The 22,737-nt window shown below is 46.1% G+C and carries 17 protein-coding genes; 8 read left to right on the top strand and 9 right to left on the bottom strand.

The window, feature by feature from the left end; all coding sequences use genetic code 11:
* Positions 1-95: 95 nt before the first annotated feature.
* The 4 genes from L5M17_RS13810 to L5M17_RS13825 all read left to right on the top strand — a co-directional run bounded on the left by L5M17_RS13810 (position 96) and on the right by L5M17_RS13825 (position 2,737).
* Positions 96-776 (top strand): response regulator transcription factor, encoded by a 681-nt coding sequence (locus L5M17_RS13810; protein WP_105252565.1) that lies wholly within the window; start codon positions 96-98, stop codon positions 774-776.
* A 225-nt stretch (positions 777-1,001) separates the two neighbouring features.
* Positions 1,002-2,129, top strand: a complete 1,128-nt coding sequence (locus L5M17_RS13815) for a M14-type cytosolic carboxypeptidase (protein ID WP_263148148.1) — start codon at positions 1,002-1,004, stop codon at positions 2,127-2,129.
* A 12-nt stretch (positions 2,130-2,141) separates the two neighbouring features.
* Entirely contained in the window at positions 2,142-2,459 is a 318-nt protein-coding gene (locus tag L5M17_RS13820) for a hypothetical protein (protein WP_028759858.1), read from the top strand.
* Positions 2,456-2,737 (top strand): YeaC family protein, encoded by a 282-nt coding sequence (locus L5M17_RS13825; protein ID WP_113940384.1) that lies wholly within the window; start codon positions 2,456-2,458, stop codon positions 2,735-2,737. The genes L5M17_RS13820 and L5M17_RS13825 overlap by 4 nt, the downstream gene beginning before the upstream one ends.
* A 305-nt stretch (positions 2,738-3,042) precedes the next feature.
* Here the strand turns inward: L5M17_RS13825 and ansA are convergent, their stop codons facing one another.
* Positions 3,043-4,056, bottom strand: a complete 1,014-nt coding sequence (ansA, locus tag L5M17_RS13830) for an asparaginase (RefSeq protein WP_006086774.1) — start codon at positions 4,054-4,056, stop codon at positions 3,043-3,045.
* Positions 4,057-4,193: 137 nt separating this feature from the next.
* On the bottom strand, positions 4,194-6,041 hold the full coding sequence (sppA, locus tag L5M17_RS13835) for a signal peptide peptidase SppA (RefSeq protein ID WP_263148151.1): 1,848 nt from the start codon (positions 6,039-6,041) through the stop codon (positions 4,194-4,196).
* Positions 6,042-6,206: 165 nt separating this feature from the next.
* On the opposite strand from sppA, the gene L5M17_RS13840 reads away from it, so the two are divergent.
* Positions 6,207-8,225, top strand: a complete 2,019-nt coding sequence (locus L5M17_RS13840) for an NADPH-dependent 2,4-dienoyl-CoA reductase (RefSeq protein WP_263148152.1) — start codon at positions 6,207-6,209, stop codon at positions 8,223-8,225.
* A gap of 305 nt (positions 8,226-8,530) precedes the next feature.
* Here L5M17_RS13840 and yfaE read toward each other — a convergent pair whose 3' ends face one another.
* The 5 genes from yfaE to ubiG form a co-directional block, all read right to left on the bottom strand.
* On the bottom strand, positions 8,531-8,956 hold the full coding sequence (yfaE, locus tag L5M17_RS13845; RefSeq protein ID WP_028759862.1) for a class I ribonucleotide reductase maintenance protein YfaE: 426 nt from the start codon (positions 8,954-8,956) through the stop codon (positions 8,531-8,533).
* Positions 8,957-8,994: 38 nt separating this feature from the next.
* Entirely contained in the window at positions 8,995-10,125 is a 1,131-nt protein-coding gene (gene nrdB / locus L5M17_RS13850) for a class Ia ribonucleoside-diphosphate reductase subunit beta (protein WP_263148154.1), read from the bottom strand.
* Positions 10,126-10,199: 74 nt separating this feature from the next.
* Positions 10,200-12,488, bottom strand: coding sequence for a class 1a ribonucleoside-diphosphate reductase subunit alpha (gene nrdA / locus L5M17_RS13855; protein ID WP_263148155.1), 2,289 nt, complete (start codon positions 12,486-12,488; stop codon positions 10,200-10,202).
* A gap of 504 nt (positions 12,489-12,992) precedes the next feature.
* Entirely contained in the window at positions 12,993-13,664 is a 672-nt protein-coding gene (locus L5M17_RS13860) for an HAD family hydrolase (protein WP_263148156.1), read from the bottom strand.
* Between the two features lies 1 nt (position 13,665).
* Positions 13,666-14,376 (bottom strand): bifunctional 2-polyprenyl-6-hydroxyphenol methylase/3-demethylubiquinol 3-O-methyltransferase UbiG, encoded by a 711-nt coding sequence (ubiG, locus tag L5M17_RS13865; protein WP_028759866.1) that lies wholly within the window; start codon positions 14,374-14,376, stop codon positions 13,666-13,668.
* 385 nt (positions 14,377-14,761) lie between these two features.
* On the opposite strand from ubiG, the gene gyrA reads away from it, so the two are divergent.
* The 3 genes from gyrA to L5M17_RS13880 all read left to right on the top strand — a co-directional run bounded on the left by gyrA (position 14,762) and on the right by L5M17_RS13880 (position 20,017).
* Positions 14,762-17,512 (top strand): DNA gyrase subunit A, encoded by a 2,751-nt coding sequence (gene gyrA / locus L5M17_RS13870; RefSeq protein WP_263148158.1) that lies wholly within the window; start codon positions 14,762-14,764, stop codon positions 17,510-17,512.
* 135 nt (positions 17,513-17,647) lie between these two features.
* Positions 17,648-18,739: a 3-phosphoserine/phosphohydroxythreonine transaminase gene (gene serC / locus L5M17_RS13875; RefSeq protein ID WP_105252556.1), complete on the top strand. Its 1,092-nt coding sequence runs from the start codon at positions 17,648-17,650 to the stop codon at positions 18,737-18,739.
* Between the two features lie 357 nt (positions 18,740-19,096).
* Positions 19,097-20,017, top strand: a complete 921-nt coding sequence (locus tag L5M17_RS13880; RefSeq protein WP_263148161.1) for a LysR family transcriptional regulator — start codon at positions 19,097-19,099, stop codon at positions 20,015-20,017.
* Here L5M17_RS13880 and L5M17_RS13885 read toward each other — a convergent pair.
* Positions 20,014-20,925 carry a YjjW family glycine radical enzyme activase gene (locus L5M17_RS13885; RefSeq protein WP_263148162.1) on the bottom strand — a complete coding sequence of 304 codons (912 nt, stop codon included), beginning with the start codon at positions 20,923-20,925 and terminating at the stop codon, positions 20,014-20,016. The two genes, L5M17_RS13880 and L5M17_RS13885, sit on opposite strands and share 4 nt — an antisense overlap.
* Positions 20,897-22,456: a YjjI family glycine radical enzyme gene (locus L5M17_RS13890; protein WP_263148163.1), complete on the bottom strand. Its 1,560-nt coding sequence runs from the start codon at positions 22,454-22,456 to the stop codon at positions 20,897-20,899. The genes L5M17_RS13885 and L5M17_RS13890 overlap by 29 nt, the downstream gene beginning before the upstream one ends.
* Positions 22,457-22,737 lie beyond the last annotated feature (281 nt).

Raw genomic sequence — 22,737 nt, forward strand, 5'->3', positions numbered from 1 at the left:
TCAACATCACACTTCTTAACGAATGTAATAGCGCTAGAGTCGTCTCGATTCGCATGGTAATATAAATGATATAGATTCTCGTTTGGGCTTTAAGGATGAGTAAAATACTCTTGGTCGATGATGATCCATTGTTTAGCGTTTGGTTAGCTGATGCCCTATGTACACAAGGGCATGAGGTTAAGTGTGCGGTTAATGGCATCGAGGGTCTGGCATGCATTGACAGTTTTGCTCCAGACATCATAGTGCTTGATTTAGTGATGCCACAGATGAATGGATTTGAGTTGCTAAAAGCGCGTGAATGTTCAACGCCAGTATTGATGATTTCAGCACGTGACAATGAAGATGATCGCATCACTGGTTATGAATTGGGGGCAGATGATTTTCTGAGTAAGCCGTTTAGCATAAAAGAGATTTTTGTCCGCTTACGAGCCTTAGAGCGGCGTCTCTGTGCCGGTCACTCTCACTCGCCGCAAATGGCGACTGTGGCGGCTAAAGTGATTAACTTCGATGAAATGAGCTATAGGATCACTATTGGCACCCGCTATGTCGATTTGACCCAAACTGAGTTTAAATTATTTAAATATCTTTTTGAAAGAAAAGGCCAAGTCATCACTAAGCAAGAGTTGCAGCGCTCAGTGCTACAGAAAGATTTGGGCCGATTTGACCGTAATCTAGACATGCATATTAGTAACACTCGCCGTAAGCTAGCCAATATCAGCTTGCCGCGTAACTTGATTAATACAGTACGAGGCCAAGGTTATAGTTTTATGGTCTAATATCTTCATTAACTTATAGTGAAAGGCTCATTTTTTGTGGATGTTAGGCGTGTTAACTGGTCAATTAAAGGCCGATTGCAAGTGTCTTGACTGAATTTAATGGCTTTCGTTTTCCCCTTGGGATGTTTTGGTTTATTCTATCGGCCATATAATAAAATGTGCCGTGTGCTATCTGTCGCACGCCATTAAATTGCCCTTAGTTTTAACAACCTATTAGGAATCATTATGCGGATCAGTGCCAACTTTGATGGCGGAAATATCCAAGTCGTCAATCTTGATAATAAAGACGATATTCAACTTGCTATCCGCCCTGATGCGGGTGGTGAGTTTTATCAATGGTTCAATTTTCGATTTGAAGGTGAGGTGGGTAACCATTACACCTTGAATATTATCAATGCGGGAACCGCTTCTTATACCAAGGGATGGGAAGATTATCAGGCGGTGGCCAGTTATGATCGCCAGCATTGGTTCCGTATTCCGACTCAATATCAAGACGGTAAACTGAGCATTAGCATAGAGTTAGATTGCGATGCCATCCAAATCGCTTACTTTGCACCCTACAGCTATGAGCGTCATTTAGATTTACTCAGCGGCGCCCAGTTACACCCAGATGTCAATTTAGAGCATTTAGGCCTGACCTTAGATGGCCGCGATATTACTCTGATGAAAGTAGGGAATGGCGATCCTTCTAAACGCAATATTTGGATCACCGCCAGACAACATCCGGGTGAAACGATGGCTGAATGGTTAGTTGAAGGCCTAGTGAATCGTTTACTCGATAATGACTGTCCCACGGCAAAGGCGCTGCTTGATAAGGCCAATTTCTATATAGTGCCCAACATGAATCCCGATGGCAGTGTCAGAGGCCATCTGCGCACTAACGCGATTGGGATTAATCTTAACCGCGAGTGGCAAACACCGAGTTTAGAAAAAAGCCCTGAGGTATATCACGTCGTCAACAAGATGCTGCAAACGGGTGTTGACCTGTTTTATGATGTGCATGGTGATGAAGGCTTACCTTATGTGTTTCTAGCGGGTTGTGAAGGCGTCCCCGCTTATAATGATAAACTCGCGCAGCTGCAAGCGGACTTTAGTCAAGCATTGACCTTAGCCAGTGCCGATTTTCAAACTCAGTATGGGTATGATAAAGATGAGCCCGGTCAAGCGAATCTGACCGTAGCGTCTAATTGGGTTGCCCAGACCTTCAAGTGTTTATCAAATACCCTTGAGATGCCGTTTAAAGACAATAACAATCTGGCCGATCCTTTTGTGGGTTGGTCACCAGAACGCAGTATTTATTTAGGTGAAGCATCGCTAATTGCCATGCTCGCCGTTGTTGATAAGTTACGTTAGGGCGAGGCTGATATGGCATTAATTGAATGTCCGGTGTGTCGTAAACGTATGTCGAGCAAAGCGCCTTCATGCCCCCATTGCCAAGCAAAAACCGATGGCGACAATGAGTCCTTATCGCGCATTAGCCATATTCAAAAGTCCAGCAGCTTAATGAATCAGAGTTTCGTTGCTATGACCTTGTTCATTGCTGGTGTGGTGATTTGGTTTTGGGGTGGGGAACCCGCCGAAGGTATGCGTGCGAATATCGCCGGAATATGCTTTGTGTTTGGTTTTGTAGGTTATCTCATTACACGAGTCAGAATCGTGTTACATAAGCGGAAAAGTGTATGACGGATATCAATCAAGTGATCGACCAAATGCCCGTTGAAGTCTATGAAAGGCTTCGCAGTGCTGCAGAGCTGGGTAAGTGGGAGGATGGTACTGTGTTGAGTGAGACTCAGCGTGAATCGACTCTGCAGGTGGTGATGTTGTATCAAGCACGTAAGCTTGAGCAAACAGAGCATTTCACTATTGCATCTGACGGTAAAATTAATGAGCTGTCTAAGGCCGAGCTGAAAAAGCAATTCCGTGGTGAGCCAATTGCCGGCTTTAAAGCGCAGGATTTATAATTTCTGACTGGCCGTACTGATTGGCATGTAAGGGGTGTTTTATTATAGGTATTAGGCGTAAGTCTGAGGTTAGCAAGGGGATTGGCATTTTATCTTTTGTTAGTGATATCAAGACTAACATTGATTTGATATCAAATAACTTCAATGCAAATCTTGGTCCGCAAAAGTCTTAAAATAAATATTCATTTAGTGCTGTTTAGTCTGAGCTGAAATCTAGTCTGAGTTTAAATCAAAAAAGCCCATCAAATATGGGCTTTTTTGTTGCTAGCGTTTGAGGGCAACAAACAGATTAGAAGACACTATCTTTAATCTATGCTCAGTTCACCGACTAGATTTTGTAACATGGCTGCCTTTATCTCAGCTGGTTGCAAATTTTTAGATAGCAAATAATGCAGTTTTGCTAAGGCCGCTTCTATAGTCATATCGGCGCCACTGATCACGCCTGCTTTGGCTAATGCATTGCCTGTGGCGTAGCCGCCCATATTCACCTTACCTTGAAAACATTGGGTTAGATTCACCAGCACTATGCCACGTTCATCTGCTTGCCTTAAGGTTTTGAGTAAGGCGGCATCCTGCGGTGCGTTACCCACACCAAATGTCAGCAGTATGAGGGCTTTAACTGGCTGTTGCAGAATGTTCTCAAAAATCTGTGTCGATATTCCAGGATACAAGGTCACCACACCGACAGGTTGTGGGCTGATATGAGCGACTTCTAATGGGGTATCGTTGGCGACCGTGATTTTGCCTGCGCGCAGATTGATTTTGATCCCCGCCTCAAGCAGTAGCGGGAAGTTGGGTGAGGCGAAAGCATCGAAGCCATCGGCGTGGGCCTTAGTCGAGCGATTACCCCTAAAGAGTTTGTTATTGAAGAATAAACACACTTCAGCGACTGGATAATTCGCCGCTATGTAAAGTGAATTCAATAAATTGGTTTGGCCGTCTGAGCGCAGCTGGGCGAGGGGAATTTGCGAGCCCGTCACTATCACAGGTTTTGACAAACCTTGCAGCATAAATGACAGTGCCGAAGCTGTGTACGCCATGGTATCTGTGCCGTGAAGGATCACAAAGCCATCGTACTTATCGTAATTGGCTTGTATATCGTCGGCGATCATCTGCCAATCGGTTGGTGCCATATTGGAAGAGTCGATAAGCGGGCAGTATTCGTGGATGACGAATGTCGGCATTTCTTCATGATAAAACTCAGGCATAGATTGCACGCACTGAGTCAGGAATCCCGCGACGGGAACAAAGCCGTTATCGGTCTTTTGCATACCGATGGTGCCACCAGTATAGGCAACATAAATGGAGCGTTTAGTCATTCTTGTCGTTTTCTTAGCTTCAAGTGGCCGAATTATACGATTTTACTGACATAAACCCAATAAAAAAGCCCGGAGATCCGGGCTTTGTCTTTGTCATCATCTTGAAGTTGCGAGCAGCAACCTAGACGCTAGCAGATTTAGTTCATCATATTGCAAGTATCACAGTAGATGTAGACGTTATTTGGATCATCGAAAGAGGTTAACGTTTTCAAACTGCTAGTCCACTGTTGTAGCATTTGCTCTAACATCGATGACTGACTTAGTGAGGCGGGCAGGTAGCTCGATACTGAGGCAAATATCTGCTGCATGAATTTTTGTTCGGGTGTCAGCTCTTGTTCGATGACGCGGGTATCAAATAGCGTCATATCCGCGAGTTTAGCGGCTTTAGCTATGGCTTCATCTACATCACCCAGTTCATCGACTAAGCCAAGTTCAAGAGCCTTTTTACCGCTCCACACACGGCCCTGAGCAATCTTATCGACTTGTTCTATGGTCATCTTACGTTCTTTAGCGACCAGGGAGATAAAGTCCGAATAGCCGCGTTCAATATGACGTTGGATAATCGCTTCAATCTGGGGGGAAAGTGTGCGGGTAACAGATAATCCTGCCCATTCTGAGGTCGATACGCCATCGGTATGCACGCCTATACTGGCCAATGAATCTTCAAAGGTAGTGATCATACCAAAGATCCCAATCGAACCCGTGAGTGTTGTTGGCGTTGCGAAGATATAGTCGGCACTGGCTGAAATCCAGTAACCACCGGATGCGGCTAAACTGCCCATGCTCACAACCACGGGTTTACCTGCTGCTTTAAGTGCCAGTAATTCTTGACGAATTTGCTCAGAGGCAAAGGCGCTACCGCCAGGGCTATCAACGCGTAATACTAAGGCTTTAATGTGCTTATCAAAACGTGCCTTACGTAGCAGCTCGGCGGTGCTTTCGCCGCCAATTTGGCCCGCAGGTTGAGTGCCGTTCAAAATTGTGCCACTTGCCACAATAATACCAACACTGTCTTGCTCTACAAAGCTGGGTAATGGCGTCACTAAGGCTAAGTAATCATAAAAACTGACTTGCTTGAAACTGTCACCACTGCTGGCTTTTCCTACGGTTTCTAGCATGGTTTTACGAAAATCTTCTGTGGTCGCTAGGTTATCAACCCATTTCATGTTAATTGCCATTGTGGCTGAATCGCCATTGGCTTTATCGAGCTCTGCCAAATAAGTGGTTGCGTCGGGCACCAGAGAATTCGGTTCGATATTGCGATTGCCAGCAACCGTTTGTGTGTAGCTTTGCCATACATCGGCTAACAGTGCACTACTGGCTTCCCGCGCAGCATCTGACATATCGTCACGTATGTAGGGTTCAACTGCAGATTTAAAGGTCCCCACGCGGAAAATATGCGCTTTGACTTTGAGTTTTTCTAAGGCCGATTTGAAATATTGGTTGTACATACTCAGGCCATCAAGCGAGACACCGCCTTGGGGATTGAGGTAAATGGTGTCGGCAAAACTGGCGAGGAAATATTGATTTTGCTCGTAGTAGTTGCCGATGGCGATGACTTTTTTACCACTCTCTTTAAAGCGATTGAGTGCATTACCGATAGATTGTAGTTTGCTGATCCCTGCACGTTTAAGATCGACCAGATCGAGCACTAGTACGCTAATACGTTGATCTTGTGCTGCATTGTCAATGACATAAAGCACATCAGCGAGTAGGATTTCACCATCGGCGTTGGCATTTTGGCCTTGTTTGAATGCGGCTTCTAAGGGATCGACTTGTTGTTTCTGATCGACAATAGAGCCGGCTAAATTAAGCACCAGTGCCGAATTATCTTCAACTTGGATATCTTCGCTACTGCCAATGGAGATAATGATCGCGGCTAAGAGTCCAAAAAAGATTAGATTGAGGATGAGTTTACGCGTCCCGTTCAGGGTGTGCCAAATAAACAAACATATTCTCTTGAAAAACGATGGGTTAGCGGACATCTGCCACTCCTTTATAAGTCCAATCTGCCAATGCTAACTGAAAATGGCGCTACAGGCTAAACACAATTGTAAAGGATTTTGACTGATGGCCTCGATCCAACGGTTGAGCTTAGATTTGACACAAGGTATGCTGATTTAAATCACTTGTTTTAAAAGGATGTTTGAATGTCGTTTCCCCATTTATTAGAACCCTTAGATCTGGGATTTACCCAGCTCAAAAACCGCGTGCTTATGGGCTCAATGCACACAGGTTTGGAAGAAGAAAAGGGCGGATTTGAGAAACTGGCAGCGTTCTACAAAGAACGTGTTCTGGGCGGTGTAGGTTTGATTGTGACGGGTGGTATTTCCCCCAATCTTCGTGGTCGCCTTACGCCCCATGCCTGTCAGCTGAGTTTTCCTTGGCAAGTGGGTAAGCATCGCGTGGTAACGCAGGCGGTGCATGGGGCTGGCGGTAAGATCTGTATGCAAATTTTGCATGCGGGACGTTATGGCTATCATCCTTTTTCCCAAGCACCAAGTAAGATTAAGTCACCCATTACACCTTTTACGCCGTCTGCCATGTCCAGCCGTCAAGTGCGCTCGACCATTAAGGATTACGCCAGTTCGGCCGCCCTTGCCAAGAAAGCGGGTTACGATGGTGTTGAGGTAATGGGATCTGAAGGCTATTTGATCAATCAGTTTGTCAGTGCGCGTACCAACACCCGCACCGATGAATGGGGCGGTGCGTTTGAAAAGCGGGCGCAATTCCCAATTGAGATTGTTAACGCGATACGGGCAAAGGTCGGAAAAGACTTCATCATTATCTTCCGTTTATCTATGCTCGATCTAGTGGATAACGGTTCGACTTGGGATGAAGTGGTACAACTGGCGCAGTGGTTAGAGCAAGCTGGCGTGTCCATTCTAAATACGGGCATTGGTTGGCATGAAGCGCGAGTACCGACCATTGCGACAAGCGTGCCCCGTGGCGCCTTTGCGTGGGTGACAGAAAAGCTCAAACAATCTGTCTCCGTTCCCTTAATTGCGACTAACCGCATTAACACCCCTGAGATTGGTGAGCAGATTATCGCCTCTGGTCAAGCTGACATGGTGTCGATGGCGCGGCCTTTCCTTGCTGATCCCGAGTTCGTGAATAAAGCGGCTGCGAACACGCCGGAGCTTATCAACACCTGCATTGGCTGTAACCAAGCATGTCTTGACCATACCTTTTCCCTCAAGCGCGCAACTTGCTTAGTGAATCCTCGCGCCTGTTATGAGACTGAAATCAACTTCTTACCCACAGCCAATAAAAAGCGTATTGCGGTGATGGGGGCAGGCCCTGCGGGCATGGCATTTTCTGTTTATGCCGCTATGCGAGGCCATCACGTTGTCTTGTTTGAAGCGAAATCTGAGGTGGGTGGTCAGTTTAATCTCGCCCGTAAAATCCCTGGGAAAGAAGAGTTTAACGAGACTATTCGTTACTTCATAAACCAAATTAAGTTGCATAAGGTGGAGCTGAGATTAAACACTCGTCTCGATGCCAGTGTGCTGACGACGGAAACGTTTGATGAAGTGGTAATCGCCTCAGGCGTTGTGCCGCGTGATTTAGTCTTACCCGGTTTTGACGACCCACGGGTGGTCGATTATCAAAAAGTGCTCTCGGGTGAAGTGACTGTCGGTAATACGGTGGCCTTGATTGGCGCCGGCGGTATAGGGTTTGATATGGCGCACTTTTTGTGTGAGCGCCAGTCGAGCACCTTGAACCCCGATAAATGGCTACAACAGTGGGGCATAGATAAAACTTACCAGCATGCAGGCGGCCTAACTGAACCTCATTCCGACAATACTGATCATCGTAAGGTGTTTTTACTGCAACGTAAAACGTCGAAGATGGGCAAGGGCTTAGGTAAAACTACCGGCTGGATCCACCGTCTTGTGCTTAAGCAACATGATGTGAAGATGAAAACGGGCGTGAGTTACGATAAGTTTGATGATGCCGGACTGCATATTCGCGTGGGTGAAACCGCTGAAGTGCTGGCCGTTGATAACGTCGTTTTGTGTGCTGGGCAAGAATCGAATCGCACGTTAGTGGATGAGATGAAAGCGACGGGCCTGCCTGTGCATCTGATTGGTGGCGTAGATGTCGCGGCAGAGCTTGATGCTAAGCGTGCAATCCGCCAAGGCGCTGAACTGGCAATGCGTTTATAGAAAGTCGATAAGTCGTACGTTTTAAACCTTAAGTATTCAATTTTAGATCCTGAAAGCCTGAACTTGTGTTCAGGCTTTTTTGTTTTAGTTTGTTTGTGTGAATGCATTGTAAATAGAGAAACGGGAGAATAGTGGGTTTTAAAATGTTTGGTATCTAATGGCGCGGATTGAATAAGGCTGTATTGAAAGGGGCTGTTTGTCTTAAAGCTACTCTTTGTTTAAAAGCTCATTTTTGTTTAAAGCGATTTTTGCTTTTAACGCTACATCTTGTTTAAAGCAGCTTATTGAACAATCGAGTCTTGCCGTTATGAGTCTTCAAACACTGCCTGTTTCTGCGTGCGTGTGTCACTTGCTACATTTTGTGTTTGCTTTGGCTTAGCCAAACTGGCTTTATTCTGATGAGATTGACACGCATAGGTGACCACAGCTGCACCTTCAGGTGATAGATCCAGCTCTAAATCTTCGGTAGGCACACAGCAGCAGGGTAAACATTCATCATGTTTGAGTTCGGCTAAGGGTTCGTTTAAGTAGCTGACTTTTCCGCTGATGACGCGTGTTTTGCAGGCACCGCAGAAACCGTTGCGACATTCTGAGAAGATTTTGACTTTTTTGGCTTCGAGCGCTTGCAGCAAGGTGCCTTGTTGCTCGGTAAAGAGCAACACAGGTTGACCTTGAAGGCGCACGATTGGCGCCTTCGCAAACAGGTTTTGTGGCCGTTTTTTTGATGTCACTGTTTTAATGCCATTTTGTAACGTCACTTTTAAGTGTCTTATAGATCGAAGTCGAGGAACTCATCACCATCAACCGCGGAGTCGATTTGGCCGACAAGGTATGAAGAGACTTCAACTTCCTGTGGTGCAACTTGCACTGCATCGCTTTCTAACCAGTTTTTCATCCAAGGTAATGGATTGGTTATTTCTGGGTATGGTTGCGGTAGATTCACCGACTTCATGCGTTGATTAGTAATAAACTCAACATATTGGCACAGGATCTGTTCATTCAAACCTATCATAGAGCCGTCTTTGAATAGGTATTTTGCCCATTCTTTTTCTTGCTCTGCGGCTTTGAAGAATAAATCGAAAGCTTCCTGTTGGCATTCTGCAGCAATTTCACCCATTTCTGGATCGTCTTTACTGCCTTGCATGATGCTTAAAATATGCTGAGTGCTGTTTAAGTGTAAGGCTTCATCACGGGCGATTAAGCGAATAATTTTCGCGTTACCTTCCATGAGCTTACGTTCAGCAAAGGCAAATGAGCAGGCAAAGCTAACATAGAAACGAATAGCTTCTAGGGCGTTGACTGACATCATGCACAGGTACAAGGCTTTTTTCAGGGTGCGGGTGTTGACTATGACTTCTTTGCCATCGATAACATGGGTTCCTGCACCGAGTAAATGGAATATCTGAGTCAGTTGGATCAAGTGATCGTAATAAGCGGCGATATCGGTCGCACGGCTTAAGATTTCTTTGTTCACGACGATATCGTCGAAGATCACTGAAGGATCGTTAACGATATTACGAATGATGTGGGTGTATGAGCGCGAGTGAATCGTCTCAGAGAAAGACCAAGTCTCAATCCAAGTTTCTAATTCAGGCAGTGACACCAGCGGCAAAAAGGCCACATTGGGCGAGCGGCCTTGAATCGAGTCGAGTAGGGTTTGGTATTTCAGGTTCGAAATAAAGATGTGTTTTTCATGATCAGGCAATGCACCGTAGTCAATCTTATCGCGACTGACGTCTACTTCTTCTGGGCGCCAAAAGAAAGATAACTGCTTTTCTATCAGTTTTTCGAACACTTCATATTTTTGTTGATCGTAACGAGCCACGTTGACCGATTGACCTAAAAACATAGGTTCACGGGTGGCATCGTTAGGTGTTTGACAGAAGGTAGAGTAGGCCATGGTGCTATTTTTCCAATGGATAGGGATCCACTAAATAGGGATCCCTATAAAACCGTTAACGTTAAAGTTAAAGACTAGATTTTACATGCGCCGCCGGCGCAACCGTCATCTTCTTTCTCTAAATTGGTGATGTCATCGTGTGAATCCGACGCACCATCGCGAGTGTTATGGTAGTAAAGCGTTTTAACACCTAACTTGTAAGCATTGAGCAAATCTTTCAGCAGGGTTTGCATGGGGACTTTACGGCCTTCAAAACGTGAAGGATCGTAGTTAGTGTTAGCCGAAATCGCTTGGTCAACGAATTTCTGCATAATACCCACTAACTGTAAGTAACCGTCATTGCTAGGCATTTTCCACAGCAATTCATAGCTATCTTTCAGTGTATCGAAATCGGGTACCACTTGTTTTAGCTGACCGTCTTTGCTCGATTTCACGCTGATAAGGCCACGTGGTGGCTCAATACCATTGGTCGCATTGGATATTTGCGACGAGGTTTCTGATGGCATTAATGCCGACAGCGTCGAGTTACGCAGGCCATATTGCTTGATATCGCTACGCAGTGATTCCCAGTCTAAGTGCAATGGTTCGGCACAAATTTTATCCAAGTCACGTTTGTAGGTATCAATTGGCAACATACCTTGAGAGTAAGTGGTCTCGTGGAATAACGGACACGCACCTTGCTCTTTGGCTAAGTTCATTGAGGCTTTCAGTAAATAGTACTGAATCGCTTCGAAGGTTCTGTGGGTTAAAGCGTTCGCGCTACCATCGGAATACTTCATGCCGTTTTTCGCTAAATAGTTAGCGAAGTTGATCACGCCTATGCCTAAGGTACGGCGATTCATCGAGGCGATTTGCGCGGCTTTGATAGGGTAATCTTGATAGTCCAATAGATTATCCAGTGCGCGTACGGCGAGGTCGGCTAATGGCTCAATATCAGATAACTCTTTGATAGAACCCAAGTTAAGTGCTGACAGCGTACAAAGTGCGATTTCACCTTCAGGATCATCGATGTTGTTCAATGGTTTAGTCGGCAGGGCGATTTCAAGGCACAGGTTAGACTGTCTGATCGGCGCAACTTTTGAATCAAACGGGCTGTGAGTGTTGCAGTGATCCACGTTCTGAATGTAGATACGGCCCGTTGAGGCACGCTCTTGCATCATCAGTGAAAACAGTTCAACGGCTTTTATCGTTTTCTTACGAATGCTGCTGTCTTGCTCATATTGCAGATATAAACGTTCGAATTCGTTTTGATCTTCAAAGAAAGCATCGTACAAGCCAGGTACGTCAGATGGGCTAAATAAACTAATGTTTTCGCCTTTGATCAGACGTTGATACATCACTTTGTTCAGCTGCACACCGTAGTCTAGATGACGGATACGGTTGTCTTCGACGCCGCGGTTATTTTTCAATACCAGCAGAGATTCGACTTCTAAGTGCCAAATAGGGTAGAACAGGGTCGCAGCACCGCCACGCACGCCGCCTTGAGAACACGACTTCACTGCGGTTTGGAAATACTTATAGAAAGGTAAACAACCTGTGTGGAAGGCTTCACCACCACGGATTGGGCTACCTAAGGCGCGAATACGACCGGCGTTAATACCGATACCCGCACGTTGGCTGACGTATTTCACGATAGACGAAGCGGTCGCGTTGATGGAATCTAAGCTGTCACCACATTCGATCAGTACGCAAGAGCTAAACTGACGCGTTGGGGTACGCACACCGGCCATAATTGGCGTTGGCAGCGACAGTTTAAAAGTTGATACTGCGTCATAGAAATCTTTAACGTATTTCAGGCGCGTCTCTTTTGGATAACGGGCAAACAAGCAAGCTGCAACCAAAATGTAAAGGAACTGGGCGCTCTCATAGATTTCGTGGGTAACACGGTTTTGAACTAAATACTTGCCTTCAAGCTGTTTTACTGCAGCGTAGGAAAAGTCCATATCGCGCCAGTGGTCGATATAGGTATCCATCACATCCAGTTCTTCGCGGGTGTAATCTCTTAAAATGTGTTGGTCGTATTTACCTAGCTTAACCAACTTAGTCACGTGAGCATACAATGCGGGCGGCTCAAACTGACCGAAGGCCTTCTTACGCAAGTGAAACACCGCTAAACGAGCAGCGAGGAACTGATAGTCCGGTGATTCTGGAGAAATTAAATCCGCCGCAGCCTTGATAATGGTTTCATGGATAGCTTCGGTTGGGATGCCATCGAAAAACTGTAGGTGCGAGCGAAGTTCAACTTCCGAAACAGAAACGTTTTTTAATCCCTTGGCTGCCCAAGTAATTACGCGGTGTATTTTTTCGAGATCGATATTCTCACGATCGCCACAGCGTTTTGTGACTGTCATAGTGCTATTCATTTGGAGATAGGCCTTGGTTCTTATATGTATTTAGGTGAGCAAAATCACCGTACGTATCCTTGTAAAACAATCAATAATCGTCCCTTAAATACAGCTGACTGGTTACAAACGAGTCAATTAAGCGGCGAGCTTCTAGTGTGTCTGATTGTTACCTATACACAAGATATGGTGTTTTAAATTATATGGGATACAAGATAGTGAGGTTTGCCCCTATTTGCAAGTCTGAATTCAGGGGACATCTTGTGGATAACGTGAGGATAAACTTTTGCGTTAGTAACGACTAACCTTGAAGCTCAATTTCAGGTTAGCGTGTCACACTCATGGGGGATTTTTAGGCGATCTTTTTCTTTAGATCGCGTTCGCTCACGAGTGCCGATCTTTTATCCGCCTGACTTTTTCCGTGGGTCATAAATAGTATGCTGACACACTGATGTCCGTCAGTGAAGTTACGTATTGTATGCCTTATTCGTGAGCATTTGTAGGCGCTGTTTTTGGTTGATGTTGTTAAGCCAGTGCTTCGATTAGTGCTTGATGTAGCTCAGTTGGGCTTGCAAAATGCGCGTGCGCAGGCCATTGCAACGGCTTGTCGTTCACGCCCAGATAACCCCATAGGGCCACGCCGCCTAACATGCCAGTAGCCTTGGCCGCGAGCAAATCTCGCTCGGCATCCCCAAGATACAAAATGTGCTCTGGAGCACAGTTCAGCTGTTGTGCGCCTAACAGCATAGGTGCAGTGTGGGGTTTTGGGTGTTTTGTCGAATCGCCACTAATGATAACGGGCATACGCAAGTGTAAATTCAGTTTTCGCAATAAGGGACGGGTAAAGCGCGCAGGCTTGTTGGTGATCACCCCAAACGGCAGCTGAGTTAACTCGAGCCAATCGAGTAATGCTGCTATGCCTGTAAATAGCGCACAATGATCGCCATTTATACGCTGATAGTGGGCGAGTAGCCCTTGCTGAACTTGAGACCGAAGATCTTCTGCCGCATCAGGGATCGCGGCATCGACTAAGGCAAAACTGCCGTGGGATGCGGCGTAGCGCATGGCCGCTAACGGCTGCGCGGCGATGCCGACGTCTTGAAGACTTAAATTGAGGGCTTGCACCAGATCCGGCGCGGTATCGGCTAAGGTGCCGTCGAGATCGAACAGTACGCCTTTGATCTGTGCCAGACTCATATTAATCAACCTTACGCGTCGCTATCATGTAATTCACATCAACCTTAGGCGTGTACTTAAAAATGCCCGTCAATGGGTTGTAGCTTACCCCTAAGGCATCGGTACAGATAAGATCGGTATTATCTACGAGCTCAATCAGCTCCGAAGGCTTAATGAATTTTTTATGCTCGTGGGTGCCAACTGGCAGCATTTTTAGCAAATATTCCGCACCTAAAATGGTGTGCACGTAGGATTTAATGTTGCGGTTGATGGTGGAGAAAAACACATGACCACCGGGTTTGACCATGTCACAGCATGCTTTAATCACAGATTGTGGATCGGGTACATGTTCGAGCATTTCCATGCAGGTCACCACATCGTAATAGGCTTGATGATCTTGGCTGTGGGCCTCGGCAGTATTTTTTACATAATTAATGCTCACGCCCGTTTCGAGGGCATGTAGGCGGGCGACTTCTAAGGGCTCATCACCCATATCTAAGCCATCAACCTCGGCGCCGATGCGGGCCATGCTTTCAGACAAAATGCCGCCACCACAGCCGACATCGAGCACTTTCTTCCCGAAAATACCGCCAGCGGTTTGATCGATATAGTTTAAGCGCAGCGGGTTTAATAGATGCAGCGGCTTAAATTCGCCGTTGAGATCCCACCAAGTTTCGGCCATACGTTCAAACTTTGCGATTTCCTGTGGGTCTACATTGGTATTCTGATGCATGCTATTACCTGAAGAAGCTGTATTGTGCGGCTATTATAACGACTATGTTTGATAAACAAAGTGCTCGACTGAGCTAAGCCCTTGTGGTTGAGTGAATTTTCAGCAGTTATCTGCTTTTATGTTAATTGTTGTGCTCCGTATCGACCTTTTACTTTATCCCTTTGACGATTTTTCCTCATCGTAAGCCGTGAATTTCAACGCTTGTTTATCGCACAAACGACCAAATTGACAGTGTTTTCATCTATTAAGCCACCAGACTCTCAATTCGATAATGATAGGTCTGGCGACATTAAATAACTGTGTTAGAATGCCAAATCACGTTTTTGGGCTAGGCAATGATACGGATTATACGTTGTCGGCTATTTTTCAGGGGAACGAGCAGTTTATGACTGATCTGGCATCATCTATTTCGCCAATTAATATCGAAGACGAACTAAAGAATTCGTACCTTGATTACGCCATGAGCGTTATCGTGGGACGTGCATTACCAGACGTGCGCGACGGCTTAAAGCCGGTTCATCGCCGCGTTCTGTTTGCCATGAGTGAATTGAAGAACGATTGGAACAAGCCTTACAAAAAATCTGCCCGTGTGGTCGGTGACGTCATCGGTAAATATCACCCCCATGGTGATTCTGCTGTTTATGACACTATCGTCCGTATGGCCCAGCCATTCTCACTGCGTTACACCTTAGTAGACGGCCAAGGTAACTTCGGTTCGGTCGACGGTGACTCAGCGGCGGCAATGCGTTATACCGAAATCCGTATGGATAAGTTAGCGCACCAATTACTGGCCGATCTTGAAAAAGAGACAGTGGATTTCGTCCCTAACTACGACGGCACAGAACAGATCCCAGCTGTATTACCTACACGCGTACCTAACCTGTTAATTAACGGTTCATCGGGTATTGCGGTAGGTATGGCAACCAACATCCCACCACACAACCTAACGGAAGTCGTGAAAGGCTGTTTGGCATTGATTGAAGAACCTTCACTGTCGATTGAACAGTTGATGGAATACATTCCAGGTCCGGATTTCCCCACAGCAGCGATTATCAACGGCCGTAAAGGCATTATTGATGCCTATAAAACTGGCCGTGGCCGCGCGATCATGCGTGCTCTGGCAGATGTGGAAACCGAAGATAATGGCCGTGAGCGCATTATCGTCACTGAAATCCCGTATCAAGTGAACAAAGCCCGTTTAATCGAGAAGATTGCCGAGCTGGTTAAAGATAAAAAGCTTGAAGGGATCAGCGGTCTACGCGACGAGTCTGATAAAGACGGTATGCGTATCGTTATCGAAATTAAGCGCGGTGAAGTGGGCGAGGTTGTACTCAATAACCTTTATGCTCAAACGCAAATGCAGTGTTCTTTCGGGATTAACATGGTGGCCCTGACCAATGGTCAGCCTAAACTGTTTAATCTTAAAGAAATGCTCGAATGCTTTATTCTGCATCGCCGTGAAGTGGTGACGCGTCGTACCGTATTTGAACTGCGTAAAGCCCGTGAGCGTGCCCATATTTTGGAAGCGCTGGCGGTTGCACTGGCTAACATTGACCCGATTATTGCACTGATCAAAGCCTCACCCACGCCTGCGGATGCCAAAGTGAAATTGGTTGAGCAAGGTTGGGAATTAGGCCACGTTCAAGGCATGCTGGAAAAAGCGGGCGATGACGCCGCGCGTCCAGAGTGGTTAGAGCCACAATACGGTATTCGTGACGGTCAATACTTCCTGACTGAGCAACAAGCTCAGGCCATTCTGGAACTGCGTTTACACCGTTTGACCGGTCTTGAGCACGATAAGATCATCGCCGAATACGAAGAACTGCTCGAATTTATCGCGGGTCTGCTGTTTATTCTGCGCAGTCCTGAGCGTTTGATGGAAGTGATCAAGGAAGAATTAGTTCAAATCCTTGAAGAATATGGTGATGCGCGCCGTACAGTGATCAATGCCAACGAAGTCGATATGAGTCTTGAAGACTTGATCAACGAAGAAGACGTTGTGGTAACACTGTCGCACTTAGGTTATGCCAAGTATCAACCATTGACCGATTACCAAGCCCAGCGCCGTGGTGGTAAAGGTAAAGCCGCGACGAAAGTGAAAGATGAAGATTTCGTCGAGAAGCTGTTAGTTGCCAATACCCATGACACCATTTTGTGCTTCTCTGACTTTGGTAAGATGTACTGGCTCAAAGTGTATCAATTGCCATTAGCGAGCCGTACGGCCCGTGGTCGTCCAATTGTTAACTTGCTGCCGTTATCCGATGGCGAGCGCATTACTGCGATTCTGCCAGTACGTGAATACGCGGCTGACAAGTACATCATCATGGCCACCTCACACGGTACTGTGAAGAAAACCGCACTAACTGCTTATAGCAACCCACGTGCAAACGGCATTATCGCCGTTAACCTCAAAGACGGTGACCAACTGATCGGTGTCGATATCACTAACGGTGATGACGAAATCATGTTGTTCTCGAACGAAGGGAAAGTGGTTCGCTTTGGTGAGAAAGTTCGTGATTCTGAAACTGGCGAAGTGAAAACCGATCCTGAAACCGGTGAAGAAGTCTTGTCCTTACGTCCTATGGGCCGTACTGCAACAGGCGTTCGTGGTATCCGTTTAGAAGAAGGTCAGAAAGTCGTGTCGCTTATTGTACCCAAAGGCGATGGCGCGATTCTGACTGTGACTGAAAACGGTTACGGTAAACGGACTCAACTGTCTGAATATCCTGCGAAGAGCCGTGCGACTAAAGGTGTGGTTTCAATCAAGGTGAGCGAACGTAATGGCGCTGTTGTTGGGGCTGTTCAAGTCGGTCTTAACGACGAACTTATGCTCATCAGTGATAAAGGTACCTTAGTGCGTACACCGGCTGGCGGCGTGTCTATCATTGGCCGTAACACTCAAGGTGTAACGATTATCCGTACTGCGGGCGACGAGAAAGTGGTCGGCCTACAACGTATCGACGAAATCCAAACTGAAGAAGATGAAGTCGAGCTGGATGAAAACGGTTTACCGATTGTTCCTGTCATTATCGAAGGTGAATTAGCCGACGAGGCTCTTGAAGAAGCGCTGGATGACGAAGAAGAGTTGGACGAAGATGAAGACGAGCTTGCTGATGATGAGCAAGACGAAGAGTAATTAAGTGTCATATTAACGAGCGTCCAATTGGACGCTCGTTTTTTTAATGGCATTGATGTTGATAGCATTGTTCGTTTTAGAATGGTTTCGTATTTATCAATACATACATCATGGTTGGGATTAAGGAGAGTGTCAGTGAGCGCGATTTATAATTTCTGTGCTGGACCTGCAATGTTACCCGCAGCGGTAATGAAAAAAGCACAACAGGAATTACTTGATTGGAATGGCCAAGGCGTTTCCGTGATGGAAATCAGCCACCGAAGTAAAGAGTTCATCGCGCTTACACAACAAGCCGAGTCCGATTTACGTGAACTGATGCAGATCCCCACAAATTACCATGTGCTATTTATGCACGGCGGTGGTCGTGGACAGTTCTCCGCTGTTGTGAATAATTTTTTAGGTAATCATGGCAGAGCCCTGTATTTAGTCAGTGGTCAATGGTCATCTGCCGCGTTAGCCGAAGCACAAAAGCTCGTGGGTGAAGCGCAGATTGATAGCTTGAATATTGTTGAAAAACACAATGGACTCAATGCGGTTGTCTTACCTGATTTACATAAGATCGATGCCGATTATCGCTATGTTCACTATTGCCCTAATGAGACAGTAGATGGTATCGAAATTTTTGATGAATTAGACTCACCTTGGCCAATTGTTGCCGATTTATCGTCAACCATTATGTCACGTGAAATCGACGTCAGCCGCTACGGTTTGATTTACGCTGGCGCACAAAAGAACATAGGTCCATCGGGTCTGTCGATAGTGATAGTGCGCGATGACATGTTAACACTGCCGAGTTTACCGCAGTCGTCCATCATGGACTATCGTTTAGCCGTTGAGCATGACTCTATGTTCAACACACCGCCAACCTTTGCTTGGTATCTCGCCGCTGAAGTCTTTGCTTGGCTTAAGTCCATTGGCGGCATTGCGAGTATTGCAAAAATTAATCAACAAAAAGCGCAGATGTTATATCAATGCATTGATGGTAATGCTTTCTACCGTAATGGGGTTGTTGCAGCGAACCGCTCACAAATGAACGTGACTTTCCAATTAGTCAACGAAGCGCTCGATAGTGAGTTCCTAAAGCAAGCCCAAATAGCTGGACTCGTTGCCTTAAAGGGCCATCGTATCGTAGGGGGTATGCGTGCTAGCCTCTATAATGCAATGCCACTCGATGGCGTAGTTGCTTTGGTCAAGTTTATGAATGAGTTTGCAAACAAACATAGCTAGGCTTAGCTGTATTGAGTCACTCATTAGCTTGCGACGCTTAGCGTCTAGGCTTTGCTGCCTGAATATCAACGTTATGCTTATTGAATGTTGATCATCAGTTAGCCATCTCAAGTGAGACATCCCAAAAGCGAATGCTCAAATGCATTCGCTTTTTTGTTAACTTTAATTTATCGACAATGGCGTTAAGCAAGATGACGTTGAGACCTGATGCCTTCAATAACACTCGTTTTGAGAAAGCCTGTGAGCTGACGCGCATTACTGAGTAAGATGCTGGGTTAGTTGTATGTTATTGTTTATCATAATTAAAAGAACGTATCTTTAGATGCGTATACACGATAAATCAATAGGATGTCACAGATGGATTTGGCCAAGCTTTCGCGCATTAGTATGAAGCACTTGATCACTTTGCATGTGATGCTCGATACCCTGAGCGTGACCGCCAGCGCCGAACGTTTATGCCTCAGTCCCTCATCCGTCAGTAAAACCTTAAGCCAGCTCAGGGACAGTTTGAACGATGAACTGTTCTACCGTAACGGCAACTCACTGGTAGCAACCCCATTGGCAAGACGATTAGGGCCAAGCGTGCAGCAGATGATCAATGATATGAATCAGATCATGAGTCAGGATGCGTTTAACCCTGCACATTTTGAGGGGCGTTTTTCGCTTGCGATGCGCGAAAGCACCTTTGAACTGCTGGCCGCCAAGCTCAGCGCCCATATTCTGAGCTTGGCTCCTAATATCCGCCTCGATATTTACAGCAAAGACAATATTGGTTTTGATGGATTGCTTAAAGGTACATTAGACTTTGTGCTGTTACCCCATGATCTGAGTCAACCTAATCCTCTTCAAGACGATCTGGTGTGGGAAACCTTGTTCAGCGATGAAATGGTCTGCCTGATGAATTCATCCCATCCCTTGGCTAAACAGCCGCAGATCAGCTTCGATGACTACCTGAGTTTTAGCCATATTGGCATTACAGACACAGATCTGAGTACGCCATTTTTTGATATTTTGCTCGCCCAGCAATCTAAAAAACGGGCCGTTCCCATTTCGGTCCCAGACTTTGGCAGTGCGGCGTTAATGTGCCATCACAGTGAGTTGCTGTTTACCTGCTCGCGCCGCTGGGCATCCATTGCTAGCCAAGCCAAAGGCTTAACGATTAAATCTTTACCCATAGAATATGGCAAAGTGGCTTACAGCCTAGTTTGGCATAGTCAAAGCATGAAAGATCCCGCGCTGCGCTGGCTTTATGAGCAAATTTTGTTTTGCAGTCGTTAAAGGTATATAGAAGGTAACATGAGATTGGTTACGCCTCGCTTTGCAAGGGTTGCGGCTAAGCGTTCAATATCGGCTTGTTTACAGCTTGGCCAATTGAGTGCTGCATCGACAACACCATGATGGTGAAAGGCATTTAACTTAACTCGCGTATCTGGGCCTAGCAGAAGTAAATAGGTCGCTAGCGCTTCTATTTCGTCCTCGTAATCCGTGATGCTCGGAATGTGCAGCAATCTCACCTCATACAGTTTTTGCTGTTTAGCCAATAACTGGATTGATTTGAACACGGCATGGTTATCACGACCAGTAATGTATCTATGGGTATCCTGTTGCCACGCTTTAAGATCCACCATAGCGCCATCTAAAAACGGCAGCAGTTTATGCCATCCCGTTAGGCTTAAACTGCCATTGGTGTCGAGCATGCAAGTTAAGTGTGATAACGACTCTGTCGCCTTAATTCCTTTAAACAACGCAAGAATAAATGGCAGTTGTAGGCTCGCTTCGCCGCCGCTCACGGTAATACCATTAATAAAGTGACGCTGACTATGGAGAATCGTCAGTATCTCCTCAACGGTGTAACGACTGACCTTAGGGCTCGCTTGTTTCGGGCATACGGCAATACAAGTATCGCATTGGCTACAACGCTCACTATCCCAGTGAATGCGAGGCTTATCATTGAGGTTTATTAATGTCAGCGCATTGTCAGGGCAGGTGGCGACACAATCGCCACAGGCATCGCATAAACCTATGGTATGTGGGTTATGGCAGTTTTTGCATTGATAGTTGCAGCCCTGCAGGAATAATACGAGCCTGCTGCCAGGCCCGTCGACGCATGAAAAGGGCAATAGCTGACTGACTATTGCCTTTTTATTTATGGCCGGTTCATTTAACAACACAGGGGGAGTGCTCATGGGCGATAACTCGTGCTTGTCGTTGCAATATTCCCGTATTAACCGCCGCTTCTGCGGCTAAGCCTGTGGTATTGAGACGTGAGCCGCATTGTTTAAATGCTTCAATATCCGAGCGTTTTACCATATAGCCAGTGACGCGCATTAAATCGTTAGAGGCGACATTGGCGGTAAATTCCCTAAAACCTAACTCAAGCGCCGCTTTACACAGTTGGAACATGGCTTGAGGATTGGATTTCACGGTTTCATCGATAGTCAAAATATCGCTAATTCCCGCCGTATAATACTGATGATGCTGCGCTAAGGCTTGAATATGGGCGATGGGATTCGGTTCAGTGCTATAGGGGATGCGAACACCGGGAGTCACATCGTTGTCGATACTGATACCGCCCTGTGAATGCAGTAGTGCCCGCTCATGGTAACCATGGGCGACGGGTGTGGATTTCACTATGGCATCGAGCGTGGCAGAAATACGGTAGCCAAGTTGATTTGCGTCTGTCTGATGACCATAGCCAGTGTGTTGATCTCGTTGAGATAACTTCGTTACATCAGTAGCCGTGAATGTCCGCAGAATATTCACGGCTTCTGCCATGCCGTAAATACCAAACATGGGTGCAAAGCGCGATTCATCAATCAATTGTTCTTTAACTAAAAAGCTGTCAAAGAAGTGTGATTCTTGATGCAAAAATGCCGAGCGCGCGTCAATGAGCTCGAAGGTGAGTGAGCAGTAATTTGGCAATACAGTATCAAAAAAATCGTTTATAGAATTGGCCTTTAACGCCACTTCTTTAAGATTAAGTCGAACTAAAGTATTGGCGCCGCCCGCTAACGGCAACGCGTTGTAGCAACTGACAATACCAAAACCGCGCTCATCAAACGCACTGGCATGCAGAGGGTAATTCGCGATATGCGGCTTACTGCACTGACAAATATTGGTGGTCGCAAGCAACAACAATTCATCCGGTGTGACGGCGGGGTCGTACATAAAGGTCAAATTGGGGGCAACTTGTTTTAACTCGGCATCAATGCGCAGTAGGGTGCGGCAAACGATGTTATCTGTAGGGCCAATATTCACATGCATAAAGGCATCGGGCAGGGTTCGGTCGAGCATGATCCAGAACAGTTTTAATTTACGATAAAGGACTTCCGCATCCATTCCTTCAACGAAAGGCATCAAAATGTCATCCAGCTGACCTAAATACACGGGGATATTGGTCACCGATGGCACGTGATGATACAGAATCGTTAAGGCATTGATGGCTTCGTCCAAGTTTTTTGCCGCTGATAACTCTAAGTATTCAGAGCCTTGTTGAAGGTAGCGGGCATAATCTGGCAACACATAGCGTGGTTTAAAAGGCGCATGGCCTTCAAACATGTCGCAAATAATACCGTCATTCATCGCCGCTTTTACCTCGGGCGATATCGATATATAGGGCAAACTGGCTTCCGCTTCTAATGCTAAATAGTTGGATTTTTGCTTGGGTGAAAGCTGCGGGTTGGTGACGATTTGCACTAATTTATCTTGTAATAACATGGCGGAATATCCACAAGTTCTATGATGACCACTAATCTACTGGGCAGGTCTGGCTTTAAAAAGTGAAAATAGCCGCAGTCCTGATTAATGAAATGGAAATCCGCCGACCGAGGTCACAATTTGTGGCTTATTGCGATAACGCCGCGATGTCAAAATCACTAGAATGTGGTTTTACGATTGAAAATAAATGCTTGAACAGTGAGACGTGGTGGTGTTTGTCATATTGGGGGATATGCAACAGAGGATAATGAACTGCCAAAACTTATCGGGTGGGATGATTG

Origin of the sequence: Shewanella sp. SW24 (genome assembly GCF_025653395.1) — a bacterium.
Classification (GTDB): Bacteria; Pseudomonadota; Gammaproteobacteria; order Enterobacterales; family Shewanellaceae; genus Shewanella; species Shewanella oncorhynchi.

Coding starts and splice junctions, on each gene's coding strand:
- L5M17_RS13810 (WP_105252565.1), top strand. CDS start 96: ATGAGTAAAATACTCTTGGTCGATGATGATCCATTGTTTAGCGTTTGG.
- L5M17_RS13815 (WP_263148148.1), top strand. CDS start 1,002: ATGCGGATCAGTGCCAACTTTGATGGCGGAAATATCCAAGTCGTCAAT.
- L5M17_RS13820 (WP_028759858.1), top strand. CDS start 2,142: ATGGCATTAATTGAATGTCCGGTGTGTCGTAAACGTATGTCGAGCAAA.
- L5M17_RS13825 (WP_113940384.1), top strand. CDS start 2,456: ATGACGGATATCAATCAAGTGATCGACCAAATGCCCGTTGAAGTCTAT.
- ansA (WP_006086774.1), bottom strand. CDS start 4,056: ATGACTAAACGCTCCATTTATGTTGCCTATACTGGTGGCACCATCGGT.
- sppA (WP_263148151.1), bottom strand. CDS start 6,041: ATGTCCGCTAACCCATCGTTTTTCAAGAGAATATGTTTGTTTATTTGG.
- L5M17_RS13840 (WP_263148152.1), top strand. CDS start 6,207: ATGTCGTTTCCCCATTTATTAGAACCCTTAGATCTGGGATTTACCCAG.
- nrdB (WP_263148154.1), bottom strand. CDS start 10,125: ATGGCCTACTCTACCTTCTGTCAAACACCTAACGATGCCACCCGTGAA.
- nrdA (WP_263148155.1), bottom strand. CDS start 12,488: ATGAATAGCACTATGACAGTCACAAAACGCTGTGGCGATCGTGAGAAT.
- L5M17_RS13860 (WP_263148156.1), bottom strand. CDS start 13,664: ATGAGTCTGGCACAGATCAAAGGCGTACTGTTCGATCTCGACGGCACC.
- ubiG (WP_028759866.1), bottom strand. CDS start 14,376: ATGCATCAGAATACCAATGTAGACCCACAGGAAATCGCAAAGTTTGAA.
- gyrA (WP_263148158.1), top strand. CDS start 14,762: ATGACTGATCTGGCATCATCTATTTCGCCAATTAATATCGAAGACGAA.
- L5M17_RS13880 (WP_263148161.1), top strand. CDS start 19,097: ATGGATTTGGCCAAGCTTTCGCGCATTAGTATGAAGCACTTGATCACT.
- L5M17_RS13885 (WP_263148162.1), bottom strand. CDS start 20,925: ATGAGCACTCCCCCTGTGTTGTTAAATGAACCGGCCATAAATAAAAAG.
- L5M17_RS13890 (WP_263148163.1), bottom strand. CDS start 22,456: ATGTTATTACAAGATAAATTAGTGCAAATCGTCACCAACCCGCAGCTT.